Below are 25,277 nucleotides of genomic sequence, written 5' to 3' on the forward strand. Positions count from 1 at the left end.
GATCAGGTCTTGTTGCGGAACCTCGCCACCGCCAGCGGCGCGCTGATCACCGTGATGCCCACGGCCCACATCAGCGTCATCATCGCCGAGTGCGCGACCGCACCGCCGTTGATCAGGTTGCGGGAGGCGTCGGCGAGGTTGGACAGCGGGTTGTAGCGGGTGAAGGCCTCCAGCCAGCCCGGCATGGTCGTGGGCTTGGCGAAGATCGAGCTCCCGAACTGCAGCGGCAGGACGACGATCATGGCGAGTCCCTGGACGGACTGGGGGGTCCGGGCGACCAGACCCAGGAGGATGAAGACCCACATCAGCGAGGCCCCGAAGGTCAGCGACAGCACCACCGCGCCCACCAGCCCGAACACACCGTTGTCCACGTGCAGTCCGAGGATGAAGCCCATCACGAGGAGGATCACCGTGGCGACCAGCGCCCGGCCGATCTCCACCACGATCTTCGCGATCAGCACGGAGGAGCGGGCGATGGGCATCGTGCGGAAGCGGTCCATCACCCCGGTCTTGAAGTCCGAGTTGACGCCCGTGCCGACGGCCATGGCGATGTTCATGCCCATCATGGCCATCAGGCCGGGCACCATGTAGTTGACGTACTTCTCCTGGCTGCCCTCGAGCGCGCCGCCGAAGACGTACACGAACAGCAGCGTGAAGACGATCGGCATCAGCAGCGCGTCGAACATCGACTCCGGGTCCTGCCGGATCTGCAGGACGTTGCGCCGCACGAGGGCGCCGATGTGCCGGAGGTTGGCGCGCAGCCCGATCCGCGGATCGGCGGTGGCGGCCTTGGCGTTCCCCGCGGGGACGGTGACGGCGGTCATGCCGCGAGCTCCTCTCGGTCCCGGGTGCCGCTGCCGCGCGTGACGGCCAGGAACACCTCGTCCAGGCTGGGCAGATGGGTGTCGATGCCGGCGATGGCGAAGCCGTGCGCGCCGAGCGCGGCCACGACGTCCGTCAGCTGCTCGTCGCTGAGGATGGGCACGTTGAGCACCCCGCGCGCGTGGTCCGGTACGGCCTGCGCCCCCGTGCCGAGCGCCGTCGCCATCGCGTCCAGCTCCCCGGGGTCCGCCGGCCGCACCTGCAGGGTCCGGCCGCCGACCTTCGCCTTCAGTTCCTCGACCCGGCCGCCGGCGATCACCCGGCCGCGGTCGATGACCGTCAGCTCGTGCGCGAGCTTCTCGGCCTCCTCCATGTACTGCGTGGTCAGCAGCACGGTCGAGCCGTCCGCGACCATGTTCTGCACCTCGTCCCACACCTCGTTGCGGGTGCGGGGGTCCAGGCCGGTGGTCGGCTCGTCCAGGTACAGCACCGCCGGACGGCCGATCATCGACGCCGCCAGGTCCAGGCGGCGGCGCATGCCGCCGGAGTACTCCTTGGCGGGCTTGCGGGCGGCGTCCGTCAGCGAGAACCGCTCCAGCAGCTCGTCCGCCCTGCTCCGGGCGTCCCGCCGGGACAGGTCCAGCAGCCTGCCGATCATGTAGAGGTTCTCGCGGCCCGACAGGGACTCGTCGACCGACGCGTACTGCCCGGTCAGCCCGATCACCCGGCGCAGCTGCCGGGGCTGCGCCACCACGTCGTAACCGGCCACCGTCGCCGTGCCGGCGTCCGGCCGGATCAGCGTGGACAGGATCCGCACCAGCGTCGTCTTCCCGGCGCCGTTCGGCCCCAGCACGCCGAGCACGGTCCCCTGCCGCACGTCCAGGTCCACCCCGTCGAGGGCCTTCGTCTCCCCGTAGCGCTTCACGAGCCCCCGCACCCTGACGGCGGCGTCCGCGCTCTTGGCATCTCGTTGTGTCATGCCGCCACGGTCGCGCGCCCCACCGACACGGCACCGACATATCGCTGACAGCCCCACCGACACGGTGCCGACGCGGCCCCGGCCGGCCGCCCGCGCCACCGGAGAACGCCGGAGGGGGGACGCGCATCGCGCGTCCCCCCCTCCGGCATCGTCGGGCATCGGCCCCGCAGGGCCTACGTGGTGACCGACACCAGCCGCTGCCCCTGGGACGTGACCACGTCGAAGCGGGAGATGGAGTCCGGCTGCATCCCCGCCGACCCGTCCAGCGTGAGCGGGTTGGGCTGGTCGGAGGTGCCGTAGCCGGCCGTCGGGACGCTCCAGGTGCCGACCGTCTGCTGGGAGCCGTCCTTGCCGACGACGACCAGGCGGCAGGTCAGCGGCCCCTGGACCCCGGCGAGGGTGAGGCCGACCTCGCTGCCCCACTTCTTCTCGTTGACACCGACCGTCGCCTTGACGCCCGTGGAGTTGTCGGTGCCCTTGAACTGCTCCGCGTAGACCCTGGCCTGGGCGTCGTCGGAGCCGCCGCCGGAGGCGAGCACCGCGACGGTGGGGCCCGCCACGATCAGCGCCACCGAGGCGGCGAGCGCGAACATCCTGCGCCGGGCGCGGGTCTTGCGGTCGTCGGACACCTTGCCGAGGAGACGTCCGAGCACCTTGTCGCCGCTGGGCGGGAGGGGCACTCCGGCGCCGGCGGGAGCGAGTTCGGCGAGTACCGGCACGAGGCCGCTCAGCTCGTCGAGTTGCTGTCCGCACTGGTGGCAGATGGCGAGATGTTCCTCGAAGCGCGCCATGTCGGCGTCGTCGAGCACGCCGAGGACGTACGCCCCGACGTCGACGTGCGGGTCGTGGGGGGTACCTGCCCCGGAGCCGTAACCGTAGACCGTCACGAGGTGGTCACACCCCTTTCCTCAAGAGCGATTTTCAGGGAGCGGAGGGCGTAGAAGACGCGCGAGCGCACGGTGCCGGGCGGTACCCCCAGCGCCGCCGCGGCCTCGTTGACCGTCCGGCCCTTGAAGTACGTTTCGATCAGCACCTGGCGGTGGGCCTCGGTGAGATCTTCCAGTGCGTCGGAGATCGTCATCAGCCTCAGGGAGCGTTCGAGTTCGTCCTCGGCCGGGAGCTGGTCGAGGGCGGCCGGGGAGGCCTCCGGGGGCCGTGCCTGACGGCTGCGGTGGCCGTCGATCACGATCCGCCGGGCGACCGTCACCAACCAGGGCCGCAGGGAACGGGCGCCCGGGTCGAGCCGGGACGCGCTCTTCCACGCACGCAGCAGGGTCTCCTGCACGACGTCCTCGGCCAGGTAGCGGTCACCGCCGACCAGCCGAAGAACGTATGCGAAGAGCGCACCCGCGTGTTCGCGGTAGAGCGCCCGCATGAGGTCCTCTTCGGGGACCCCACCTGAGCGATGGTCGGCCACGAGCGCATCCTGCCCTACTGATCGCTGGGGGTCGAGTCCTCTCAATGCCTGCTGTCCCATCAGTACCCGTCTGACCCGTTCTCGGAGGAGGCGCTCTTCGGCTGCGCGGGCGCCCCGGCCTTCTCGCCGTCCGGGGTGGCCGCGTACCAGGTGCGGTTCGCGCCCTGGCCCTTGGTGTCGCCCGGGTTCTTGTCGCCCGCGAAGTGGTAGAGCGGCATTCCGTTGAGCGTGAGCTGCATCGTGCCGTCGGGGCGCTTCACGCTGCCGACCAGGTTCTGGTCCACGCCCTGCACCTGGGTGTCCGAGACCGCGGCGGCCGGCTGCCACTGGGTCGCGCACTCACCGGTGCAGGTCGAGGTCGGCGGGTTGGGCTTGTCCTGCTCGAAGCGGTACAGCACCCAGCCCTTCTCGTCGGTGACCAGCTTTCCGAGCTGGGCGTTGTCGACGGTCCGGAGGCCGGGCGCCGGTGCGGGCTGCGACGCCTGGATCGCGCCCACCGGGGGACTGGCATTGTCGACGCCCGCGTTGCAGGCGGTGGCGACGATCAGCGCGGCGGAGGCGAATGCCCCCGCCCCCACTGATCGGCGCAACTTCGGAACGTTCATGCCACGGCCCCCGGCACTGTCTCGTCGGTGCTCCGCCCCTGGTGGGCGGTTGCCCACTCATACGGGGGTGAGGGCCGGTGTACTCAACGTCCCCAGAAAAAACTTCCGCCCCGGGGAGGGGGTTCCCGGGGCGGAAGCCGGCGGTGGGTCGCACCGCCTCAGGGGGAAGTCGCGCGTGGCGCCGCGACAGGTCGTCGGAGGGTCAGTGGAAGCTGTGCTCCGGGGCCGGGTAGGCACCACCCACGACGTCCTCGGCGAAGGCCTTGGCCGCACCGCCGAGGGTCTCGCGCAGCGCCGCGTACTGCTTGACGAAGCGCGGCACCCGGCCGCCGGTCATCCCGGCGAAGTCCGTCCAGACCAGCACCTGGGCGTCGCACTCCACGCCCGCGCCGATGCCGACCGTCGGGATGTGCAGGATCCGGGTGACCTCCGCGGCCAGCTCGGCCGGGACCAGCTCCAGCACGACGGCGAAGGCGCCGGCGTTCTGCACGGCCTTGGCGTCGCGCAGCAGCTGCTGGGCGGCCTCCTCGCCGCGGCCCTGGACCGGGTAGCCGCCGAAGGCGTTGACCGACTGCGGGGTGAGGCCGATGTGGGCCATCACGGGGATGCCGGCCTGGACGAGCAGGTCGATCTGCTGGGCGGAGCGCTCGCCGCCCTCCAGCTTCACGGCGCCCACCCCGGCCTCCTTGACCAGCCGGGTCGCGCTGCGCAGCGCCTGCGTCGGACCCTCCTGGTAGGAGCCGAACGGCAGGTCGCCGATGACCATCGCGCGCTTGGTGCCGCGCACCACGGCGGCGGACAGCATCGTCATCTCGTCCAGCGTGACCGGGACGGTGCTCTCGTAGCCGAGGTGACAGTTGCCCATCGAGTCGCCGACCAGCAGCACGGGGATGCCGGCCTCGTCGAAGACCGAGGCGGTCATGGCGTCGTAGGCGGTGAGCATGGGCCACTTCTCGCCGCGCTCCTTGGCGGCGGCGATGTCCCGGACGGTGATCCGCCGTGTCCCCTTGCCGCCGTACAGCGCCTTGCTGCTGTCGGGAGCGGGCTGGGCGGGCGTCTGGGCAGCCGGAACGGCATGCGTCATTGCAACTGCTCCTTGTGTCATCTCGAGGCGCCCTGACGGCGTCCCCGGACCGATTCCATGCTGACACGCGCCGCCGTCCGCGCAAAGGGGGGCGTCCGTCACTCCCCCTTTTGCCGAGGTTTTACAATACGAGACGGTCCCGTATCGGAAATGAGGTCTACGTTGACGGCATGCCCGCCGACACAGCCCAGCCGCAGAGCCCCAGCGTCCCGGAGGCGGTCCACCGCCGCCGCTGGGGGATCCTGACCGTCCTGCTGTTCAGCCTCCTCGTGGTGGTCCTGGACAACTCGATCCTCAACGTCGCGATGAAGACCATCGCCGAGCCCGCCCCGACCGGCCTGGGCGCCACCCAGAGCCAGCTGGAGTGGGCGATCAACTCCTACACGCTGGTCTTCGCCGGTCTGCTGTTCACCGCGGGCCTGCTCGGCGACCGCCTCGGCCGCAAGAAGGTGCTCCTCTTCGGCATGGCCGTCTTCTGCGTCGGATCGGTGCTCTCGGCCTTCGCCGGGTCCTCCGGCGAGCTGATCACCTTCCGCGCGGTCATGGGCTTCGGCGGCGCCTTCGTGATGCCCGCGACGCTCGCCATCATCATCAACGTCTTCGAGCGCGAGGAGCAGCCCAAGGCGATCGGCATCTGGACCGGTGCAGTGGGCCTGGCGATAGCCATCGGCCCGGTCACCGGCGGGCTGCTCCTCGACCACTTCTGGTGGGGCTCGGTCTTCCTGGTGAACGTGCCGATCATCGCCGTCGCCCTGGTCGCGATGGTGCTCATCGTCCCCGACTCCCGCGACCCACGGCCGGGCCGGCTCGACCCCGTCGGCGTGCTGCTGTCCATCGTCGGCCTGGTGCTCCTGGTGTACGGCATCATCAAGGGCGGCCAGCTCGCGGACTTCACCGCCCCCACGGCCCTGACGGCCATCATCGGCGGCCTTCTGGTGCTCGGCGCGTTCGTCTGGCACGAGGCCCGCAGCAGCCACCCCGCCTTCGACGTCTCCTACTTCCGCAACCCGACCTTCTCGGCCTCGGTCTCCGCGATCGGCCTGGTCTTCTTCGCGCTCATGGGCGTGACCTTCTTCATGGTCTTCTACACCCAGAGCGTGCGCGGCTACAGCGCCCTGGACTCCGGCCTGCTGCTGCTCCCGCTGGCCGTCGCCCAGCTCGTCTTCGCGCCCCGTGCCCGGCTGGTCGTCGACCGGATCGGCGCCCGCCTCACCTGCGCCGCCGGGCTCGCGCTGATAGCGCTCAGCTTCCTCGGCTTCCAGCTGCTCGACGCCGACACCCCGATCTGGCAGCTGGAGGTGCTGTTCTTCCTCATGGGCACGGCCATGGCCCACGTGATGCCGCCCGCGACCGTCGCCATCATGTCCTCCCTGCCGCGTGAGAAGGCCGGCTCCGGCTCCGCCGTCAACAACACCTTCCGGCAGGTCGGCGGCGCGCTCGGCGTTGCGGTGCTGGGCTCGCTGATGTCGACGGTCTACCGTGACGGCATCGCGGACCACCTGACCGGCCTTCCCGCCGACGTGCAGCACCGGGCCGGCGAGTCCATCGAGGCCACGCGCGCCGTGGCCGAGGGCATGGGTCCCGCGGGCAAGGCGCTGCTCGCCCCGGCCACGGACGCCTTCCTCGACGCCATGCACGTCACCGCCTACGTCGCCAGCGGTGTCGCGCTGCTCGGCATGCTCGTCGTCGTGATCTTCCTGCCCGGCAAGACCGCCGGGGGGCGTCCCGCGGGCGGAGAGGAACGCGAGGTCAGCCCGGTGGGGGCGGAGCGGTGACCGGCATCCGGGCGGCGACGGAACCCGGCGGCGACACGGTCCCCGGGCCCGCCGGGCGCCTCCCGCGCGGCCGTCCGCGCAGCGCCGCCGCCGACACCGCGATCATCGAGGCCGTCCTCAGCCTGCTGGAGGAGGGCGCCACGATCGGGGAACTGTCGATGGAGCGCATCGCCCGCGCCGCCGGCGTCGGCAAGGCCACCGTGTACCGGCGCTGGGCGGGCAAGAACGCGCTGATGCTCGACGTCATGAAGTCCGTCGACGAGCAGACCCCGCGGCTCGCCGGCCGCTCGGTCCGCGACGACCTGGTCACCTGCGTCGAATTCATACGGCGCAGGGCCCTGGTCAAGCGCTCCTCCGCCCTGCTGCGCAACGTCCTCGCCCAGGCCCAGAACGAGCCGGAGCTGTGGGCCGCCTACCACGACACCGTCATCGCGGCCCGGCGCGCCCAGGTCCGCGAGGTCCTGGGCCGGGGCATCCGCAGCGGCGAACTCCGCGACGACATCGACCCGGAACTCCTCGGGGACCTCTTCATCGGCCCCATGCTGTCGCGTTCGATGCTGCGGCCGGACGCGGCACTGCCGGAGGGGCTGTCGGAGCTGATCGTCGACTCGGTGCTGCAGGGCGTCCGCGCCGGGCGCTGAACACATGGGGGAACAAGGGGGAATGTCCTGGTTCTGTCACAGCGTGCCCTTTCGCCGGGCGGCGGGGGAACCTGTCGCCCGGCGAGTCCCGTCCTCCGGGCGTCGATCGCCTATGGTCGACTGAGCACCTGGCAAGACAGTGAGGACTCCCCCCATGGCTCAGGCGTACGACGCGGACGTGACCACCGACGGCGGTACCAGGCCGCAGGGTTCGGGTGCGAACGGACGTTTCGGACGCTTCCGGCGGTTCTGGTCCTTCGGCGACGGCATGTGGCGGCGGGGGATCGTCACGGCGGTACTGGCCCTGGCCATCGCCGTGGTGATGGCCTTTCACGGCGCGGTGCCCAACCGGATCGGCAACCTGGGCAGCCTGCTGGAGACCTTCCTGCCCTGGCTCGGGCTCGTGCTCCCGGTGCTGCTGGTGGTCGGCGTGCTGCGGCGCTCGGCGACCGCGCTGATCGCCGTCCTGCTGCCGGTCGTGGTGTGGCTGCACTTCTTCGGCGGGCTCCTCACGGACAAGGACGCCGGTGGGGGCGACCTCACCGTGCTGACCCACAACGTCAACGCCGACAACCCCGACCCCGCCCGCACCGCACAGGACCTCATCGGCTCCGGTGCCGACCTCGTCGCGCTGGAGGAGATCCCCGCCGGGAAGGTCTCCGTCTACGAGTCCGGGCTCAAGGCCCGCTACCCGTACAGCGCCGTGCTGGGCACCGTCGGGCTGTGGAGCAGGTACCCGCTCAGCCAGGTGCGCCCGGTGGACATCCGGCTCGGCTGGACCCGCGCCCTGCGCGCCACCGCCACGACGCCGCACGGGAAGGTCGCGGTCTACGTCGCGCACCTTCCCTCGGTGCGGGTCAAGTTCAACGCGGGCTTCACCGCCGGCGAGCGCGACCGCAGCGCCGACGCGCTCGGCGAGGCCGTCGCGGACGAGAAGCTGCCCGACGTCATCCTCATGGGCGACCTCAACGGCACGATGAACGACCGCGCGCTCGCCAACATCACCTCCCAGATGCGGTCCACGCAGGGCGCCGCGGGCGACGGCTTCGGCTTCAGCTGGCCGGCCGGCTTCCCGACCGCCCGCATCGACCAGATCCTCGTCAGGGGGGTGGAGCCGACCGCCTCCTGGGTGCTGCCCGCGACGGGCAGCGACCACCGGCCGGTGGCGGCGAAGGTAGCACTCCCGTAACGAGTTCTTCGCCCACGGGAAGAACGGGCCGGGCAGACTTTGTTCCGCAGTTAAACTAATAACTGCTCCCGACCCTGCCCCGGAAAGGCCTGTCATGCCTCTCGCCCTGCTCGCACTGGCGATCAGCGCATTCGGCATCGGTACGACGGAGTTCGTGATCATGGGCCTGCTGCCCGACGTCGCGGACGACCTGCACACCTCCATCCCGACCGCCGGCTACCTCGTCTCCGGCTACGCCCTCGGCGTCGTCATCGGCGCTCCGCTCCTCGCGGCGGTCACCACGCGGATGCCGCGCAAGGCCCTGCTCCTGTCCCTCATGGCCCTGTTCACCGTCGGCAACACGCTCTCCGCCCTCGCCCCGAGCTTCGGCTGGCTGCTGGCCGGGCGCGTGCTGTCCGGACTCCCGCACGGCGCCTTCTTCGGCGTCGGCGCGGTCGTCGCCGCGGGCATGGTCGACCCCGCGCGCAAGGCCCGCGCCGTCTCCCTGATGATCGCCGGGCTCACCGTCGCGAACATCGTCGGCGTCCCCGCCGCCACCCTCCTCGGCCAGCACCTCGGCTGGCGCGCCACCTTCCTCGCCGTCGGCGTCATCGGCCTCGTCGCCATCGCCGGCATCGCCCTGCTCGTGCCCCGCATCGCCCTCGCCCCGGGCGGCGGACTGCGCCGGGAACTGTCGGCCTTCCGCAGCGGACAGGTCTGGCTGGCGCTGGGCACCACGATCTTCGGCTTCGCCGCGGTCTTCGCGGTCTACAGCTACGTCACGCCGATGCTCACGCAGGTCGCCGGGTTCGGGGAGAGCAGCGTCACCCTGGTGCTCGCCCTCTTCGGCGTCGGCGCGACGATCGGCAACCTCCTCGGCGGCCGCCTCGCCGACCGCGCCCTGCGCCCCGCACTGCTCGGCGGGCTCGGCGCGCTCGCGGTCGTCCTCCTGCTGTTCACGGTCACCGCGCACGCCCGGTGGAGCGCGGCGCTCACGGTCGTCCTGCTCGGGATCGCGGCGTTCGCGACGGGGTCGCCCATGATGATGCTCGTCATGGAGAAGGCCCGGCACGCCCCCGCGCTGGCCTCCTCCGCGAACCAGGCCGCGTTCAACCTGGCCAACGCGGGCGGTGCCTGGCTCGGCGGGGTCGTCCTCGCGCACGGCCTCGGCTACACCGCCCCGGCGGTGGCGGGCGCGGTGCTGGCGGTCACGGGGCTGGCGATCGCCACGGTCGCGGGCCTGTGGGAGCGGCGCGCGGGTTCCGACGCGGGGTTCTCTTCGTCCCGGGTCGTCGTGTCCGGGCAGGCGCCCGCGGTGCGGGAGCGCGTGCGCTGATGTGTGGCCCGTGCCTCGTGTGCGGCGCCGTTGTGGTTGGCGTTGGGGTTTCTCCCCCGCCCGCCCTCCCGATTGCCCGGCGCGGTCAGTGACCGCCTCGCGCGGTTGTTGTGGGGTCGGGGCCGCGCCGGCGCACGTCTCCCCCAGCCTTCGGCCGGGGGGACCCCCACAGCGCTCGCGGTTTACCCCAACATTGTTCGGCGCCGGGTTCGCCGCTCGTCTCCCCCAGCCTTCGGCCGGGGGGACCCCCATGGGCGCACCCCGCCACACCCCCTCCCGACGGTTGGGGCGACTGACGGCCGGTGGGGGTGAGTAAGGTACCTGCGGCAACCCCGGACCGCCTCCTCACCCCTCACCGGCCGTTGGCCGCCGCTCGATACGGAGGGGGCGGGGTCGTAGGGGTGGGCGTTCTGGATGCTGACGTGTATTTGTTGTGCGGCACGGACAGCACAACAAGTGCCGCCCGTCATGCACATAAATATGCGGTCCAGAATGCCCAGCCCCGCAGGCCCCGACCCCGGCCCACCACGAACCGCGCGAGGCCCGCACCAACCGTGCCGGGCAATCGGGAGGGCGGGCGGGGGATGCCCGCCGCAGGCGCAAACAACCCGCACACAACGACGGGCCGCAACCACAACCCCCGGGCACTCGCTACGCGTGCTCGCGCCAGCGGTTCGTGATGGGGAGCCTCCGGTCCTTCCCGAACCCCTTCGCGGAGATCTTCGTCCCCGGCGGATACTGCCTCCGCTTGTACTCCGCCGTGTCCACCATCCGCAGCACCTTCGCCACGAGTTCCCCGTCGAACCCGGCGGCGACGATCGCGTCGCGCCCCTTGTCCTGGTCGACGTACATCGCCAGCACCCGGTCCAGGACGTCGTAGTCCGGCAGGGAGTCCGTGTCGACCTGGCCCGGCCGCAGCTCCGCGCTGGGCGGCTTGGAGATGGAGTTCTCGGGGATGGGCGGGTTCTGGCCCCGCTCCGCCGCGGCCTGGTTGCGCCACTGCGCGAGACGGAAGACGGTCGTCTTGTAGACGTCCTTGATGGGCCCGTACGCGCCGACCGAGTCGCCGTACAGCGTGGAGTAGCCGACCGCGAGCTCGCTCTTGTTGCCCGGGGCGAGGACGATGTGCCCCTCCTGGTTGGAGATGGCCATGAGCATCGTGCCGCGCAGCCGGGACTGCAGGTTCTCCTCCGCCAGTCCGGTCAGCCCCAGGGAGCCCATGTAGGCGTCGAACATCGGGGCGATCGGCACGGTGCGGAAGTTGAGCCCGGTCCGCCGGGCCAGTTCGGCGGCGTCGTCCTTGGAGTGGTCGGAGGAGTACCGCGACGGCATGGAGACGCCGTAGACGTTGGCCGCCCCGACCGCGTCGCAGGCGATGGCCGCGACCAGGGCGGAGTCGATGCCGCCGGAGAGGCCGATCAGCACGGAGCGGAAGCCGTTCTTGGCGACGTACGCCCGCAGGCCGACGACCAGCGCGGTGTAGACCTCCTCGTCGTCGCCGAGCCTCGGGGCCTCGCCGCCGTGCACCTCGGGCTCGTACGCGGGGAGCGGCTCGGCGGAGAGGGTGACGTGCTCGATCTCCAGACCGTCGTCGGCGATGCCGCCCGGCACCTTGGTGGCGTCCGCGGCGGGCAGGTCGAGGTCGACCAGGACGCAGCCCTCCTCGAACTGCGGGGCACGTGCGATCACCTCGCCGTCCTCGGAGACGACGATCGAGTCGCCGTCGAAGACGAGCTCGTCCTGCCCGCCGATCATGGCGAGGTAGGCGAGGGTGCAGCCGGCCTCCTGGGCGCGCTTGCGCACCAGGTCCAGGCGGGTGTCGTCCTTGGCGACCTCGTAGGGGGAGGCGTTGACGGAGAGCAGGAGACCGGCGCCGGCGGTGCGGGCGGCGGGCACCCGGCCGCCGTCCTGCCACAGGTCCTCGCAGATGGCGAGGGCGACGTCGACCCCGTGCACCCGGATCACCGGGAGGGTGTCGCCGGGCACGAAGTAGCGGAACTCGTCGAAGACGCCGTAGTTCGGCAGGTGGTGCTTGGCGAACTTCAGCACGACCTTCCCGCCGTGCAGCACGGCGGCGGCGTTGCGCGGGGAGCCGGCGGGCTGACCGTAGCGGGGCTGGGCCTTCTCGCTGCGGTCGAGGTAGCCGACGACCACCGGCAGCTCTCCGAAGCCCTCGGCCGCCAGGCGCTCGGCGAGGGCTTCCAGGGCGGCACGGCTGGCTTCGACGAAGGAGGAGCGCAGGGCGAGGTCCTCCACGGGGTACCCGGTCAGCGCCATCTCCGGGAAGGCCACGAGGTGGGCTCCCTGTTCGGCCGCGTGCCGGGTCCAGCGCACGACCGACTCCGCGTTCCCGGCGAGGTCGCCGACGGTGGAGTCGATCTGATTCAGGGCGAGGCGAAGTTGAGGCACGCCGCCCAGTGTAATCGTCAAACCGACGCGATGTCGTGGGCGACGCCTGTGGGGTCGCGCACTCAGCCCGGGAAGCCATGGCGGACGGGCCTTTCCGGGGTCGGCCCCCTGTGTCAAGATCGCAAGGGTGCATCACAATGGTGGCGAGGGGTGTCCGGCGGTCCCGGCCACCGCCGAAACAGACCGGTAACCCCATGACGTGATACTGGTCTGGCCCTCGCTCGAGCCGGCACGGACAACAGGCCCCCATGACCTGTGAGGTTGGATAGCTATGGATAAGCAGCAGGAGTTCGTGCTCCGTACCCTCGAAGAGCGCGACATCCGATTTGTGCGGCTGTGGTTCACCGACGTGCTGGGCTACCTCAAGTCGGTCGCCGTGGCGCCTGCCGAGCTGGAGCAGGCCTTCGACGAGGGCATCGGCTTCGACGGGTCCGCGATCGAGGGCTTCGCGCGGGTGTACGAGTCGGACATGATCGCCAAGCCCGACCCCGGCACCTTCCAGATCCTCCCGTGGCGCGCCGAGGCCCCCGGCACCGCCCGGATGTTCTGCGACATCCTCATGCCGGACGGCTCCCCGTCGTACGCCGACCCCCGCTTCGTCCTCAAGCGGTCCCTGGCCAAGGCCTCCGACCTCGGGTTCACCTTCTACACGCACCCCGAGATCGAGTTCTTCCTGCTGAAGAACCTGCCGCTGGACGGCAGCGTGCCGGTGCCCGCCGACAACTCCGGCTACTTCGACCACACCCCGCAGAACGTGGGCCAGGACTTCCGCCGCCAGGCCATCACGATGCTGGAGTCGATGGGCATCTCGGTGGAGTTCTCCCACCACGAGGGCGCCCCCGGCCAGCAGGAGATCGACCTGCGCTACGCGGACGCGCTGTCCACCGCCGACAACATCATGACCTTCCGCCTGGTCATGAAGCAGGTCGCGCTGGAGCAGGGCGTGAACGCCACGTTCATGCCGAAGCCCTTCAGCCAGCACCCCGGCTCCGGCATGCACACGCACCTGTCCCTCTTCGAGGGCGACCGCAACGCCTTCCACGAGTCCGGCGCCGAGTACCAGCTGTCCAAGGTCGGCCGCTCCTTCATCGCGGGCCTGCTGCGGCACGCCGACGAGATCTCCGCGGTGACCAACCAGTGGGTCAACTCGTACAAGCGCATCTGGGGCGGCGCCAACCGCACCGCGGGGGCCGGCGGCGAGGCCCCGTCGTACATCTGCTGGGGCCACAACAACCGGTCCGCGCTCATCCGCGTCCCGATGTACAAGCCCGGCAAGACCGGCTCCACCCGGGTCGAGGTCCGCTCCATCGACTCCGGCGCCAACCCGTACCTCACCTACGCCGTCCTCCTGGCCGCCGGCCTCAAGGGCATCGAGGAGGGCTACGAGCTCCCGCCCGGCGCCGACGACGACGTGTGGGCCCTCTCCGACGGCGAGCGCCGCGCCCTCGGAATCCAGCCCCTCCCGCAGAACCTCGGCGAGGCCATCTCCCTCATGGAGCGCAGCGAACTGGTCGCCGAGACGCTCGGGGAGCACGTCTTCGACTTCTTCCTGCGCAACAAGAAGCAGGAGTGGGAGGAGTACCGGAGCGAGGTCACGGCCTTCGAGCTCCGCAAGAACCTCCCCAACCTGTAGCCGCAGGTGGGCGGGGTCTTTCCCGTACGACGCGATCCGGGCCGGCAGCGCGATGCCGCCGGCCCGGCGTGTCCGTCCCTCGCTGCTCGGCATCAAGTGCGTGGAGACGCGAAGCGTGAACCCCGCGTCGGTGTGACCCAGGTAGCTGCTCAGGGCTTCACGCCTGAGCAGTTCCCGGCCAAAGTCGCTACACCGACCTCACACCCGACAGCAACGGATCGGGACCGTCTTCGATCTATGTTCTCCGGCTGCATACCCATGCGCGCTGGGTAAAGCATCTCCATGGTGCCGGCTTGGCGCCATCCGAGACTGAATCAGGTGTGCGATGGGCGACTCCAGCCGCTGGCCGTTGGCACTCAGGCATGGCTGGGGCCCCGATGCAGTCGGCGCGGAGGAAGGGCGCGTTGTGTTTCGGGGCCCAAAGAGCGACGGCGGCGAACCAACCGCGTCGCCTCTGTCTCAACTGTTGATGCAGACGTTGCCGAACGTCGAGTTCAGCAGGGAGAAGTGGTTGTGTGTGTTGCCGCAGAGGTTCATCGGGAAGTTCAGCGGCTTTTGGATCACGTTGCCGCTGTGAAAGCCCGGCGATCCGACGGCAATTGCCTTGGCCGTCGCGCCACTCCCATTGTCGTGGCCGCCCTTTCCGTCGGCGAAGGCCGCGCCGGTGCTTCCCACGACTGCCGCCGCAGCAGTGGCGGTCAGGAGGACTGTCTTGGCCAGACGATGCATAGCCACCTACCTCAATCGGTGATTCGGCTGTGTGCACTATTCAACGAACGGGGCAGAACGCCGAAACGCCAAGTCCCCCGAATAGCCGCAAGGTCAGAGTCTGGCCCAGGGTCCGGATCTTCTCCGCGTGATGTCGCCGGCGTCAGCCCGTCCTACTGGGGTTGACGGCTCAGGGCCTCGCGACACCACAGGCAGATCATCAGTGACTGCGCTTGACGGCCAAGCACCGAGGCACACGACCACGGAGGTTCACGGCCTGCCCACACAGGTCACGAGTGCTTTGGCTGCAGGTCGCAGTGCCGCCCGCATTGCTCGGGGCGAAGAGCGGCCGTGCCGCATCCGTGGTGGCGGAAGCCCGATTCACTTCCTGGGCAACAAGAAGCAGGGAGTGGGAGGAGTACCGCTCCGAGGTCACGGCCTTCGAGCTCCGCAAGAACCTCCCCAACCTGTAACCGCAGGTCAGCGAGGTTTCCTGAGGACGACGCGATCCGGCAGCGCGATGCCGCCGGCCCGACGCCGTCTCATTCGCCCTGGGCCGTCTGCGGGCCGATCACGGGACCGGAGGCTTCCAGGCGGTGGACGAGTGCACGCAGGGCTCGGAGTTCGGCGTCCAGTGCCTGGGTGCCTTTGCGGGTGAGGACGATCCACGTGCGGGGGCGCTTGCCGGCGTAGCCCTTCTCCAGCGTGATCAGTCCCGAGTCCTCCAGCACCTTCAGGTGCCGCGAGAGATTTCCGTCGGTGACAGCCAGTTGCTTCTTCAGGTAGCCGAACTCGACCCGGTCGGCTTCGCGAGCGACGGTGAGGATGCCGAGCCTCACACGCTGGTGGACGGTGTCGTCCAGCGCGTGGGTCGGATGCAGTCCTTCGTGAGGGTCACGCGCGGCGGACGGGTCGTCGACGTTCATGAAACGACGGTACGCGCACCGGCGGCGCCCGAGGAGGCCCGGCGGCGGACCGCCAGCCGCTCCGCCAGACCGGCGAGGAGCAGGACGGCCGCGAGCAGGAGGGCCTTGGCCTGCGGGCCGTCGGTCCAGCCGGGATGGGCGGGGTGCTCCCACGGGAGCCACCCGCTGCCCCAGGAGGCTCCCAGGTAGCCGGTGAGCAGCAGGGCGTGGGCGGTGCCCGCTGCTGCGGCGATCCAACTGCGTTCGGCCAGCCCGAGGGCGAGGAGTCCGATTCCGACCAGGTACCACGGGGAGGCGTAGCGGTTCTCGAGCAGTTGAGCCTCCCACGGCTGGCTCCTGGAGAACAGGAACACCAGCAGGGTCCCTGTGACTGCCGCGGTGGCGGCGGCAGTGGCCTTGATCCACACGCCACGGCGGGGAACGATGCCCCGGGCCTCGCCGCGCAGTCGGTACCAGCGGGCGAAGGCGAACCATGCCAGGGGGAGGAGGGCGAACCAGACACCCCAGGCCGCGAAGCGCAGGACAGCGCCGTCGAACTCGCCCCGCAGGCAGGGGGTTCCCGGTTCATGGACGACGCACAGGCCGGTCAGCTCGGCGTAGGCGAAGGCTGGATAGGACCCGATGTAGCGCCCGTGCGCCCCGAAGTTGAAGGCGTAGCGGGCGAACGGAGCGGCCGCCAGCGCGAGGAGGCCGAAGCCGAGCAGGGGGACCCACGAGCCGTTCAGCTGTGTTCGGGTCCTGGCCCGCAGGCCTTCCGTCGCGGCAAGCAGGCCGGCAGCGTGCGCCGTCGGTTCGGATTCTTCCGCGCTCGGTGCGGGTGTCCCCATGATGTTCCCCCGATGATCACGCTTCGGCAGCTCCGGAAGGCGGCTCGCCGGCCGGCCACCCGCCCCGTGTACTTTGCAATGCAAAGTACACGGCAGTCAAGAGTAAGTGACGCACCGTCCGTGCCGTGCTCCGAGGTCACGCCGGGCCGGGGCGTCCGCCCCTCGCTGAATTGCCGGCATCGCCTTCCCGGATTTCTCTGACTATTGTCAGAGAACGGAACGGGAGCAGGTCGATGCTGTGCGCAGGTTCAACCGCGCGGTCACGCAGCGCGTCGGTGCCCTCGACGACGAGTACCTGTCGCGGGACCGTTCGCTCGGCCTGTCGCGGCTGCTGTGGGAGATCGGGCCCGATGGATCCGAGGTGCGCGTGCTGCGCTCGCGACTGGGTCTGGACTCCGGGTATCTGAGCCGGCAGCTGCGGCGACTGGAGTCGGACGGGCTGGTGACCACCGACCCGGACCCGGATGACGGACGGGTGCGGAAGGTGCGTCTGACCAGGACCGGCGTTGCGGAGCGGGCGGTGCTGGAACGCGCGTCGGACGAGCTCGCGGAGTCGATCCTCGATCCGCTGACCGATGGTCAGCGGGGACGCTTGGTGGCGGCGATGACGGAGGTCGGGCGGCTGCTGCTGGCCTCTCGGGTGCGGATCGAGATCACGGACCCGCGCGACCCCGACGCCCGGTACTGCCTGCGCTCCTACTTCGAGGAGTTGGGACGACGGTTCGACACCGGCTTCGACCCCGCCAAGAGCCTCTCCGCGAGCGACGAGGAGATGACGCCGCCGGACGGATTGCTCCTGGTGGCGAGCGCGCAGGGATCTCCGGTGGGGTGCGGGGCGCTCAAGTTCCACCCCGGGACGCGGATCGCGGAGGTGAAGCGGATGTGGGCGTCCCCGGACGTTCGCGGCCTCGGCCTGGGCCGCCGCATCCTCGAGCGTCTCGCGGACGAAGCGACCCTCCTCGGGATGCGGACGCTGCGACTGGAGACGAACGGCACGCTCGCGGAGGCCAGACGCCTCTACGAGACCGCGGGATTCGTGGAGGTCGAGGCGTTCAGCACCGAGCCGTACGCGCACCACTGGTTCGAGCGGGACCTCGAACGCTGACACGGCCGTCGGCCCACCTGCTCCGCTGCCGCTCCGCCCGGGCGTGACCACGGCCGTACCCGCCGCCGTACCCGCCGCCGTTGAAGTCGGCGCGCGTACGCTGCCGGCGACGGTGACCTACTCGACCGCCGAGCCCCCGTTTCGGTGCCGCGCGAAGTGCTCCGTCAGCGCGTCGAGGACGGCCTGGACCGCCGGGGAGGTCCAGCGGCCGCGCCGGCGGACGAGCTGGACGGGTACGTCGGGGAGGCCGGGCCCGGGGACGGCGCGCAGGGTGCCCTCGCGCAGGGCGGTGCGGACGGTGGCGCGGGGGAGGACGCCGAGCCCGAGGCCCGCGGCCACGCAGGTGCGGGCGGCCTCGCTGCTGCCGAACCGGGTCAGCCGCGGCCGGGCGTCGCGGACGCCGAGGAGTTCGCGCGCGACGCGGTCGCTGTACGAGCAGCCCTCCTCGTGGAGGAAGAAGGTCTCCCGGGCGAGTTCCTCCCAGGTGACGGGCCGGCCGAGCGCGGCCAGCGGGTGGCCGGGGGCGGCGACGAGGACCAGCGGTTCGGCGGCGAGCGGACGGGCGGTCATGTCGGGCAGGGCGACCTGGTCCTCCAGCAGCAGGGCGACGTCGAGCCGCCCGGCCCGCAGTCCCTCCACGGCCGTGTCGCTGCCCGCCGGGTGGGAGGTGGACGTCGATGCCGGGGTGGGTGCGGCGCAGGGCGGCGACGATCCGCGGCACGTGCGTCGAGCAGAGCGTGTCCCCGGCGCCGAGGACGACGGTCCCGCCGGACCGGGCGTCCCCGGCCGCCGTGCCGCGCAGGCGCGTCTCCGCCTCGAGGACGCCCTCGGCCTCCGTCATCAGGCGCCGTCCGGCCCCGGTGAGCTGTGCGCCGCGCGGCATGCGGTCGAAGAGCCGTACGCCCAGCTCCTTCTCCAGGGACTTGATCTGTGCCGTCACGGTGGACTGCGACAGGTGCAGTTCGGCGGCCGCGCCGGTGAAGTTCCCCGTCCTCGCCAGGGTGAGGAAGGTGCTGAGCAGTCGGGTGTCCACGGCTCGACCGTAACCGCTGCGATCGGCCTCATCAATCGGGGCGATGAACAACCATCGTTTCCGTCAATGACACTTGGTGTGACAGCGTGGACGGCATGACACCTGGGACCCGCACCGACGTGCTGCGCTACACCGCCTTCAGTTCCGACCCCGCGGGCGGCAATCCGGCCGGCGTCGTCCTCGACGCGTCGGACCTCGACGAGGAGCGCATGCTCGCCCTCGCCGCCGAGGTCGGCTACTCCGAGACGGCGTTCGTCACGGCTGCGGACCCCGCCCGCCGGCGGTTCACCCTGCGCTACTTCAGCCCCCTCGCCGAGGTCGAGTTCTGCGGCCACGCGACCGTCGCGACCGCCGTCGCGCTGGCGGACCGCATCGGCCCCGGTGAGCTGGTCTTCGACACCCCGGCGGGGGAGATCCCCGTGCTGACGGCCGGTGACGGCGAGGGGGCGCTGCACGCCACGCTCACCAGCGTGCCGACCCGCTCGCGTCCTGCCGAGGACGCCGAGCTGGACGCGGCGCTCGCCGCGCTGGGCTGGGAGCGGGGCGAGCTGGATCCCGCGCTGCCGCCGCACGTGGCCTTCGGAGGGGTGCACCACCTGGTGCTGGCCGCCGCGGAGCGGGCCCGGCTGGCGGACCTGGCGTACGACTTCGACGCGCTGGCCGGCGTGATGCGCCGCCACGGGTGGACCACGGTGCACCTGGTGTGGCGGGAGGCCGCGGACCGCTTCCACGCCCGCGACCCCTTCCCGGTGGGCGGGGTCGTCGAGGACCCCGCGACCGGCGCGGCCGCGGCGGCGTTCGGCGGTTACCTGCGCGAGCTCGGCCTGGTGCCGGAGGCGGCCCGGGTGGTCGTGCGGCAGGGCGAGGACATGGGCCGCCCGAGCGAGCTGCTCGTGGGCGTCGACCCGCGGGACCCGCGCGTACGGGTGACCGGCCGGGCGGTGCGGCTGGTCACGCCACCGGTCACGGGGGCTGTCTGATCCAGCCGATGGAGCGCTCGACGGCGCGCTGCCAGTTCTCGTACTCGGCGTCGCGGCGCTCCGGGTCCATGTCGGGCAGCCACTGCCCGGCGCGGTGCCAGTTGTTCCGCAGCACCTTCAGGTCCGGCCAGTAGCCGGAGGCGAGGCCGGCGGCGTAGGCGGCGCCCAGGGACACGGTCTCGGCGACCATGGGACGGACCACGGGGACGTCGAGGACGTCGGCGATGAACTGCATGAGCAGGTTGTCCGCGGTCATGCCGCCGTCGACCTTGAGCTCCTTCAGCCCGAGTGAGGAGTCGGCGTTCATGGCGTCGACCACCTCGCGGGTCTGCCAGCCGGTGGCCTCCAGGACGGCCCGGGCGAGGTGCCCCTTGGTGATGTACGAGGTGAGGCCGACGATGACGCCCCGGGCGTCGCTACGCCAGTGCGGGGCGAAGAGACCGGAGAAGGCGGGCACGATGTAGCAGCCGCCGTTGTCCTCGACGGTGAGGGCGAGGGTCTCGATCTCCGGTGCGCTGCTGATCAGCCCGAGGCGGTCGCGGAACCACTGCACCAGCGAGCCGGTGACGGCGATCGAGCCCTCCAGGGCGTAGACCGTCGGCTGGTCGTCGATCTTGTACGCGACCGTGGAGAGCAGCCCGTGCCGCGACCTGATCATCGTGGTCCCGGTGTTGAGCAGCAGGAAACTGCCGGTCCCGTAGGTGCACTTCGCCTCGCCGGGGGAGAAGCAGGTCTGGCCGAACAGCGCCGCCTGCTGGTCGCCGAGGGCGGCGGTGATGCGGACCCCGGGCAGGACCGTCCGGGCCGCGCCGTAGTTCTCGGCGGAGGCGTGGATCTCCGGGAGCATCGCGCGGGGGACGCCGAAGAAGTCCAGCAGGTCCTGGTCCCAGGTCAGCGAGCGGATGTTCATCAGCATGGTGCGGCTGGCATTGGTGGCGTCGGTGATGTGCAGACCGCCGTCGACCCCGCCCGTCAGGTTCCAGATCAGCCAGGTCTCCATCGTCCCGAAGAGCACCTCGCCGTCGCGGGCGCGCTGCTCCAGCCCGGGCACCTCGTCGAAGAGCCAGCGGATCCGCGGCGCGGAGAAGTAGGTGGAGGGCGGCAGGCAGCAGCGCTCCAGGAAGAAGTCGTCGCCGGGGTCCTTGCGCAGCCGCTCGACGAGCGGCGCGGTGCGGGTGTCCTGCCAGACGATCGCCCGGCCCAGCGGCACGCCCGTGCTCCGGTCCCACAGCACGGTCGTCTCCCGCTGGTTGGCGATGCCGATCGCGGCGACCTCCTCCGCCGCGATCTCGGCGGAGGACAGCGCCTGCGGCACGATGCGCTCGAGGTTGCGCCAGATCTCCAGGGCGTCGTGCTCGACCCAGCCGGGCCTGGGGAAGTGCTGCTGGTGTTCGCGCTGGGCCACCGACACCAGGCGCCCGCGGTGGTCGAACAGGATGCATCGGGTGGAGGTGGTGCCCTGGTCGATGGACATCACATACCGTTCAACCATGATCGGGGCCTGCTTTCCGATGCTTTCCGACGCGTTCGCTGTGCTCGGGGTGTCCGGTGCTCGGGCGGGCCTCACCAGCGGGCGGCACCCAGGTCTCTGGAGATCGCCCGCGCGGCCTCGCGGAGCAGCGTGACCAGGGACGCCAGCGGGCGGCCCTTGCTGTCGCAGATCCGCTCGACCGGGCCGGACAGGCCGATCGCGCCCACGACGAGGCCGCCCGACCCGCGGATCGGCGCCGAGACCCCGGCCTCGCCCATCGACATCTCCTGCACCTCCGGCGCCCAGCCCTGCTCGCGGACCTCGGCGAGGGCCCGGGTCAGGTCCTCCGGGACCACGAGCGTGTGCCGGGTGTACGCCTCCAGTTCCTCCTTCAGCAGCGGCTCCAGCGGTGCCGCCCCGTACGCCAGCAGGATCTTGCCGAGCGAGGAGGCGTGCAGCGGCAGCAGGGCTCCGACGTCGAGCGTCTGCAGGCTGTCGTCGGGCCGGAAGACGTGGTGGACGACGAGCACCTGGCCCTCCAGCGGGGTGCCGAGGCGTACCGCCTCGCCGCTGCGGGCGGCCAGCGCGTCGGCCCAGTTGATCGACCGGGACCGCAGTTCGTTGACGTCCAGGTAGCTGGTGCCCAGGTGCAGCAGGGCCGCCCCGAGCTGGTACTTCCCGGTCGCCGGGTCCTGCTCGACGAAGTCCACGTGCTGGAGGGTGCGCAGGATGCCGTGGGCGGTGCCCTTCGCCAGCCCGAGCGAGCCGGCCACTTCGCCCAGCCCGAGCCGGCGGGGACCGCCGGCCAGGAGCCTGAGGATCGCCGCCGCCCGTTCGATGGACTGGAGCGGGCCGGCCATATGTCGATGCTATCCCCGGCGACCACGATGGGCATCAGCGCGTTTCCGCAGGTCGTTCGGCCTCTGAAGGCAGCGTTCGATAATGACGACCCCGATTCATTGACCCGGGATGTCCTGTCTCGGAAGCTTTCGTGCAGGTCCGGGAGTCCACCCGGCAGGACTCCCCGGGAGGAGGACACCATGGCGGCACAGCCCGAGACGATGCCGCAGCGCGAGGACGTGCACGTCTGCGCGCTGTCGCACATCCCCGGCGCCCTGTCCGTCGTGCGCCGGAGGGTACGGGGCGTGCTGGCGGAGTGGGAGCTGCGCGCGGAGGTGGCCGAGGACGCGCTGCTGGTGATATCGGAGCTGACCACGAACGCGATCGTGCACGCCGACGGCCCCGCGTCCCTGCGCATCTGCTGGACCGAGGTCGAGGGGCGCAGCGCCCTGCACATCGAGGTGACCGACTCGGGCCCGTCGGCCCGACCATGCATGCCGGGGGGATCCACGGACCCGGACGAGCACGGCCGGGGCCTCGGCATCGTCAACGCCCTCTCCACACGGCACGGCATCCGTGCCGACTGCGCCGGATTCACCCGCTGGGCGGACCTGGTCACCGCCTGAGCCGCCGCCGGCGGGACCGGACCGCCGCCCGGGCCCGGGGCGGGCGGCGGGTCGTTCCGCGCGGCGCGCCGGGGGCGGGCTTACGGTGCCGCTCATGGCACTGAGCATTCGCAACCAGATCGACGGCAAGGTCGCCTCCGTGGTCCCGGGCGAGGTGATGGCCGTGGTCACGGTGCGCCTCGACGGCGGGGGACCGGACTTCACGGCGGCCGTGACCGCCGAGGCCGTGCGGGAGCTCGGCATCATCCCGGGCGGCGGGGTGACCGTGCTGATCAAGGCGACGGAGGTCTCCCTCGCCACGGCCCCGGTGCAGGGCCTCAGCATCCGCAACCAGGTCCCCGGGACCGTCACCTCCGTGACGCCGGGCGAGGCCATGGCGACCGTCCGGATCGGCTTCGCGGGCGGCCGCGAGCTGACCGCCGTGATCACCCGGGAGGCCCTCGACGAGCTGGGCGTCGCCGAGGGCGCCGCGGTCGTCGCGCTGGTCAAGGCGACCGACGTGTCGCTGGCGACCTGAGCGGGCGAGGGGCCCCGGCGCGGCCTAGCCGAGGTACGCGGGGGCCAGCGCCGCCGTCATCATGCGGCGGGCCGTGCCGGTGCCGTCGGCGGGCACCGTCCACAGGTCCGCGCCGAAGTCCCCGGCGAGGGCGTAGACGACCGTGTGGTCGTCCCGCCAGACGACCTGGTCGTCGACGCTCCGCCGCTCCGCGAGCGGGGTCTCGCGCAAGGTGGCCAGGTCCAGGACGTACAGCCGCCAGGGCGCGTCGGGGGACAGGCCCTCGACGCGCTTCTTGAACACCAGCCGGGTGCCGTCGGGCGAGAGCGAGGGGCACTCGACGTTGCTGCGCAGCGTGCGGACGGAGCGGGCCGCGACGTCGCCGCGGACGAGGTAGGTGCGGCCGCCGGTGCCCAAGGTGGCGTAGAAGTGGGTGTCGTCGGAGAAGGTCACGCCCCAGAAGTTGACGTCGGCGGCGTGGTACGGCCGGCCCTCCCTGGTGATCCGGAAGTCCTCGAGGTTCGCCACGAGGGTCCAGGTACGGGTGTCCAGGACGGAGGTGCGGGTGGAGAAGTTCGTGCCCGCGTAGGAGTCGCCCCCGACGAACACCGTCCAGGCGACCATGCGCCCGCTGGGCGAGACCCGGGCCCGGGTCGGGATGCCCGCGAGGGGGAAGCGGCGCAGTTCGTGCAGCCGGGCGTCGAGCACGACGGCGCGGTAGCTGTCCTGGACGGCGCCCTTGACGGACTGCAGGCAGATGCCGGTGCCCGCCGCCGCGTAGAAGCGCAGGCACTTCACGTCCGAGGCGGTGCGCGCGGCCCCGGGGCGGCCGGCCGGGACCGTGGCGAGCTCGTCCCGGTGCGGGCCCCACGCCATGTTGCGGAACACCATGCGGGGCGCGTCCGGCGCCAGCGTCACCGCCCCCGCCGTGACCGCTGGGCCGCCCGCCTGCGGGCGGTCCTTCTCCGCCGCCCGGTCCGCGGCGCGCAGCACGGACACGGCGGCGACGGCGGCCAGCGCCGCCACGGCGGCGAGCAGCACGAACAGACGGCTGCGGGTGTTCATGGGGGGCCTTTCCTCGGGGGTCACGTGCTCGGCGCCGGGCGCAGGTACACGGCGCAGACCGCGCACGCCGTCAGCGCCAGCGCGGCGGCGGTGAGCGCCGTGCGGTCGCCCCCTGCGGTCCAGGCCGCGCCGAAGGCCAGGGAGGCGACGAAGCGGGCCATGGCCTGCCCGGTCTGGACGAGGGCGAGCCCGGCACCGCGCAGCTCGTCGGGGACGGCGGTTGAGGCGGCGGCCATCAGCACGCCGTCCGTGGCGGCGTAGAAGGCGCCGTGCAGCAGCAGGACGGCGTACGCGGGGCCGTGCGCGAGCATCAGCCCGTACGCGGCGAGCAGCGCGAGGTGTCCCGCCAGGAACATCCGCCAGCGCCCCACACGGTCGGCCAGCCGCCCCAGCGGCATCGCGAGCAGCAGGAAGGCCGCCGCGGTGCCCAGGGGGAGCAGCGCGAACCAGCGGTCGGGGACCCCGAGCCGGTGCTGGAGCAGCAGGTAGACGAAGGAGTCGCTCACCGTCGACAGGCCCAGCAGCGTCGCGCAGACCGTCAGCCGCCGCACGTCCCGGCGGCGCAGCAGCGCCACGGACGCCCGCAGCGAGGGCGCGGGCGCGTCGGCGGGCGCGGGGGCGGCCGTGGTGACCGGTGCTCCGCCGCGGAGGCGGCCCGGCACGAAGAGCAGCAGCACCAGCACCCCCACGGCGGCCACGCAGAAGCTCACCGTGAAGACGGCGTCGTACCCTTCGGCGGCCTGCCGCAGGATGAGGAACGCCACCAGCGGTCCCAGCAGCGCCCCGGCGGTGTCCATGGCGCGGTGCACGCCGAAGGCCCGCCCGCGCGTCTCCGGCGCGGAGGTCAGCGAGATCAGCGCGTCCCGCGGTGCGGTGCGCAGCCCCTTGCCGGTGCGGTCGACCGCGAGGACGGCACCGATCAGGGGCAGGCTGTGGACCAGGAGCAGCGCGGGCTTGCACAGCGCCGACAGGCCGTAGCCGACGGCCGCGACGGCCTTGTGCCGGCCGCCGCCCCGGTCGGCGAGGTGGCCGCCGGCCAGCCGCACGAGGGCGCTGAAGCCGTTGTAGACGCCGTCGAGCAGGCCGAAGCCGAGCGGGGAGAGCCCGAGTCCGGCGACCAGGTAGAGGGGGAGCACGGCGGTGACCATCTCCGACGAGACGTCGGTGATGAGGCTGACGGTGCCCAGGACGAGGACGGTGGGGGCGACGGCGGTGGCCCGGGGTGGGGGGGGGGGGGCGGGGCCCGCCCCCCCCCCCCGCCCCCCCCCGCCCCCGCGGGGATAAAAAAAAAAAAAAACCCCAACACAAAAAAAAAAAAGATAATAAGGTGA

The 25,277-nt window shown here is 71.7% G+C and carries 24 protein-coding genes and 2 pseudogenes; 10 read left to right on the plus strand and 16 right to left on the minus strand.

All coding sequences use genetic code 11. The annotated features are described in order from the left end of the window. Positions 1-2: 2 nt before the first annotated feature. The 6 genes from ACFV3E_RS00795 to panB form a co-directional block, all read right to left on the minus strand. Positions 3-824, minus strand: coding sequence for an ABC transporter permease (locus ACFV3E_RS00795; protein ID WP_499511534.1), 822 nt, complete (start codon positions 822-824; stop codon positions 3-5). Further along, the gene (locus ACFV3E_RS00800; protein ID WP_500532771.1) at positions 821-1,801 is read right to left on the minus strand and encodes an ATP-binding cassette domain-containing protein; all 981 of its coding nucleotides are present in this window, start codon (positions 1,799-1,801) and stop codon (positions 821-823) included. Before ACFV3E_RS00800 ends, ACFV3E_RS00795 begins: the two co-directional genes overlap by 4 nt. A gap of 173 nt (positions 1,802-1,974) precedes the next feature. Further along, on the minus strand, positions 1,975-2,688 hold the full coding sequence (locus tag ACFV3E_RS00805) for an anti-sigma factor family protein (RefSeq protein WP_500322268.1): 714 nt from the start codon (positions 2,686-2,688) through the stop codon (positions 1,975-1,977). Beyond that, on the minus strand, positions 2,685-3,278 hold the full coding sequence (locus tag ACFV3E_RS00810) for a sigma-70 family RNA polymerase sigma factor (protein WP_319662217.1): 594 nt from the start codon (positions 3,276-3,278) through the stop codon (positions 2,685-2,687). Before ACFV3E_RS00810 ends, ACFV3E_RS00805 begins: the two co-directional genes overlap by 4 nt. After that, positions 3,278-3,823 (minus strand): hypothetical protein, encoded by a 546-nt coding sequence (locus ACFV3E_RS00815; RefSeq protein WP_500369959.1) that lies wholly within the window; start codon positions 3,821-3,823, stop codon positions 3,278-3,280. The genes ACFV3E_RS00810 and ACFV3E_RS00815 overlap by 1 nt, the downstream gene beginning before the upstream one ends. Positions 3,824-4,025: 202 nt before the next feature. Continuing rightward, positions 4,026-4,907, minus strand: coding sequence for a 3-methyl-2-oxobutanoate hydroxymethyltransferase (panB, locus tag ACFV3E_RS00820; RefSeq protein WP_431961130.1), 882 nt, complete (start codon positions 4,905-4,907; stop codon positions 4,026-4,028). A 170-nt stretch (positions 4,908-5,077) separates the two neighbouring features. Here panB and ACFV3E_RS00825 point away from each other — a divergent pair, with 170 nt between their 5' ends. From ACFV3E_RS00825 to ACFV3E_RS00840, 4 genes are all read left to right on the plus strand, one after another. Next, positions 5,078-6,682 (plus strand): DHA2 family efflux MFS transporter permease subunit, encoded by a 1,605-nt coding sequence (locus ACFV3E_RS00825; protein WP_500532772.1) that lies wholly within the window; start codon positions 5,078-5,080, stop codon positions 6,680-6,682. Continuing rightward, positions 6,679-7,323, plus strand: a complete 645-nt coding sequence (locus tag ACFV3E_RS00830; RefSeq protein ID WP_500532773.1) for a TetR/AcrR family transcriptional regulator — start codon at positions 6,679-6,681, stop codon at positions 7,321-7,323. The genes ACFV3E_RS00825 and ACFV3E_RS00830 overlap by 4 nt, the downstream gene beginning before the upstream one ends. A 268-nt stretch (positions 7,324-7,591) precedes the next feature. Continuing rightward, positions 7,592-8,512 carry an endonuclease/exonuclease/phosphatase family protein gene (locus ACFV3E_RS00835; protein ID WP_500532983.1) on the plus strand — a complete coding sequence of 307 codons (921 nt, stop codon included), beginning with the start codon at positions 7,592-7,594 and terminating at the stop codon, positions 8,510-8,512. Between the two features lie 94 nt (positions 8,513-8,606). Continuing rightward, the gene (locus tag ACFV3E_RS00840) at positions 8,607-9,827 is read left to right on the plus strand and encodes an MFS transporter (RefSeq protein WP_500532774.1); all 1,221 of its coding nucleotides are present in this window, start codon (positions 8,607-8,609) and stop codon (positions 9,825-9,827) included. A gap of 651 nt (positions 9,828-10,478) precedes the next feature. On the opposite strand, the gene ACFV3E_RS00845 is transcribed toward ACFV3E_RS00840, so the two are convergent. Continuing rightward, complete coding sequence (locus tag ACFV3E_RS00845) at positions 10,479-12,236, minus strand: NAD+ synthase (protein WP_500532775.1); 1,758 nt, start codon at positions 12,234-12,236, stop codon at positions 10,479-10,481. A gap of 271 nt (positions 12,237-12,507) precedes the next feature. On the opposite strand from ACFV3E_RS00845, the gene glnA2 reads away from it, so the two are divergent. Next, positions 12,508-13,869 carry a glutamine synthetase family protein gene (gene glnA2, locus ACFV3E_RS00850; RefSeq protein ID WP_499511526.1) on the plus strand — a complete coding sequence of 454 codons (1,362 nt, stop codon included), beginning with the start codon at positions 12,508-12,510 and terminating at the stop codon, positions 13,867-13,869. A 459-nt stretch (positions 13,870-14,328) separates the two neighbouring features. Here glnA2 and ACFV3E_RS00855 read toward each other — a convergent pair whose 3' ends face one another. After that, positions 14,329-14,598 (minus strand): chaplin, encoded by a 270-nt coding sequence (locus tag ACFV3E_RS00855; protein WP_500532776.1) that lies wholly within the window; start codon positions 14,596-14,598, stop codon positions 14,329-14,331. 364 nt (positions 14,599-14,962) lie between these two features. On the opposite strand from ACFV3E_RS00855, the pseudogene ACFV3E_RS00860 reads away from it, so the two are divergent. Continuing rightward, positions 14,963-15,050, plus strand: a pseudogene (locus ACFV3E_RS00860) (glutamine synthetase); the annotation flags it as partial. A gap of 69 nt (positions 15,051-15,119) precedes the next feature. Here the strand turns inward: ACFV3E_RS00860 and ACFV3E_RS00865 are convergent. Continuing rightward, entirely contained in the window at positions 15,120-15,503 is a 384-nt protein-coding gene (locus ACFV3E_RS00865; protein ID WP_500532777.1) for a transcriptional regulator, read from the minus strand. Continuing rightward, positions 15,500-16,330 (minus strand): hypothetical protein, encoded by an 831-nt coding sequence (locus ACFV3E_RS00870; protein ID WP_500532778.1) that lies wholly within the window; start codon positions 16,328-16,330, stop codon positions 15,500-15,502. The genes ACFV3E_RS00865 and ACFV3E_RS00870 overlap by 4 nt, the downstream gene beginning before the upstream one ends. Positions 16,331-16,568: 238 nt before the next feature. On the opposite strand from ACFV3E_RS00870, the gene ACFV3E_RS00875 reads away from it, so the two are divergent. Then, complete coding sequence (locus tag ACFV3E_RS00875; protein WP_500532779.1) at positions 16,569-17,435, plus strand: bifunctional helix-turn-helix transcriptional regulator/GNAT family N-acetyltransferase; 867 nt, start codon at positions 16,569-16,571, stop codon at positions 17,433-17,435. 117 nt (positions 17,436-17,552) lie between these two features. Here ACFV3E_RS00875 and ACFV3E_RS00880 read toward each other — a convergent pair whose 3' ends face one another. Together ACFV3E_RS00880 and ACFV3E_RS00885 are read right to left on the minus strand one after the other, a co-directional pair. Next, positions 17,553-18,074 (minus strand): substrate-binding domain-containing protein, encoded by a 522-nt coding sequence (locus tag ACFV3E_RS00880; protein ID WP_500532780.1) that lies wholly within the window; start codon positions 18,072-18,074, stop codon positions 17,553-17,555. Between the two features lie 268 nt (positions 18,075-18,342). Then, a pseudogene (locus ACFV3E_RS00885) lies at positions 18,343-18,468 on the minus strand (LysR family transcriptional regulator); the annotation flags it as partial. A 95-nt stretch (positions 18,469-18,563) separates the two neighbouring features. On the opposite strand from ACFV3E_RS00885, the gene ACFV3E_RS00890 reads away from it, so the two are divergent. Next, positions 18,564-19,448, plus strand: a complete 885-nt coding sequence (locus tag ACFV3E_RS00890; RefSeq protein WP_500532781.1) for a PhzF family phenazine biosynthesis isomerase — start codon at positions 18,564-18,566, stop codon at positions 19,446-19,448. Here ACFV3E_RS00890 and glpK read toward each other — a convergent pair. Together glpK and ACFV3E_RS00900 are read right to left on the minus strand one after the other, a co-directional pair. Further along, positions 19,432-20,940 carry a glycerol kinase GlpK gene (glpK, locus tag ACFV3E_RS00895; protein ID WP_500532782.1) on the minus strand — a complete coding sequence of 503 codons (1,509 nt, stop codon included), beginning with the start codon at positions 20,938-20,940 and terminating at the stop codon, positions 19,432-19,434. The genes ACFV3E_RS00890 and glpK overlap by 17 nt on opposite strands. A 71-nt stretch (positions 20,941-21,011) precedes the next feature. Then, positions 21,012-21,779, minus strand: a complete 768-nt coding sequence (locus ACFV3E_RS00900) for an IclR family transcriptional regulator (RefSeq protein ID WP_499511513.1) — start codon at positions 21,777-21,779, stop codon at positions 21,012-21,014. A gap of 180 nt (positions 21,780-21,959) precedes the next feature. Between ACFV3E_RS00900 and ACFV3E_RS00905 the strand changes: the two genes are divergently transcribed. Together ACFV3E_RS00905 and ACFV3E_RS00910 are read left to right on the plus strand one after the other, a co-directional pair. Then, positions 21,960-22,385, plus strand: coding sequence for an ATP-binding protein (locus tag ACFV3E_RS00905; protein WP_500532783.1), 426 nt, complete (start codon positions 21,960-21,962; stop codon positions 22,383-22,385). Between the two features lie 94 nt (positions 22,386-22,479). Beyond that, complete coding sequence (locus ACFV3E_RS00910) at positions 22,480-22,902, plus strand: TOBE domain-containing protein (RefSeq protein ID WP_500532784.1); 423 nt, start codon at positions 22,480-22,482, stop codon at positions 22,900-22,902. Positions 22,903-22,926: 24 nt separating this feature from the next. On the opposite strand, the gene ACFV3E_RS00915 is transcribed toward ACFV3E_RS00910, so the two are convergent. Together ACFV3E_RS00915 and ACFV3E_RS00920 are read right to left on the minus strand one after the other, a co-directional pair. Beyond that, positions 22,927-23,946 (minus strand): TolB family protein, encoded by a 1,020-nt coding sequence (locus ACFV3E_RS00915; RefSeq protein WP_500532785.1) that lies wholly within the window; start codon positions 23,944-23,946, stop codon positions 22,927-22,929. A 20-nt stretch (positions 23,947-23,966) separates the two neighbouring features. Further along, entirely contained in the window at positions 23,967-25,133 is a 1,167-nt protein-coding gene (locus tag ACFV3E_RS00920; RefSeq protein WP_500532984.1) for an MFS transporter, read from the minus strand. Between the last annotated feature and the right edge of the window lie 144 nt (positions 25,134-25,277).

The organism is Streptomyces sp. NPDC059718 (genome assembly GCF_042733315.1).
In the GTDB taxonomy this organism is placed as follows: Bacteria; Actinomycetota; Actinomycetes; order Streptomycetales; family Streptomycetaceae; genus Actinacidiphila.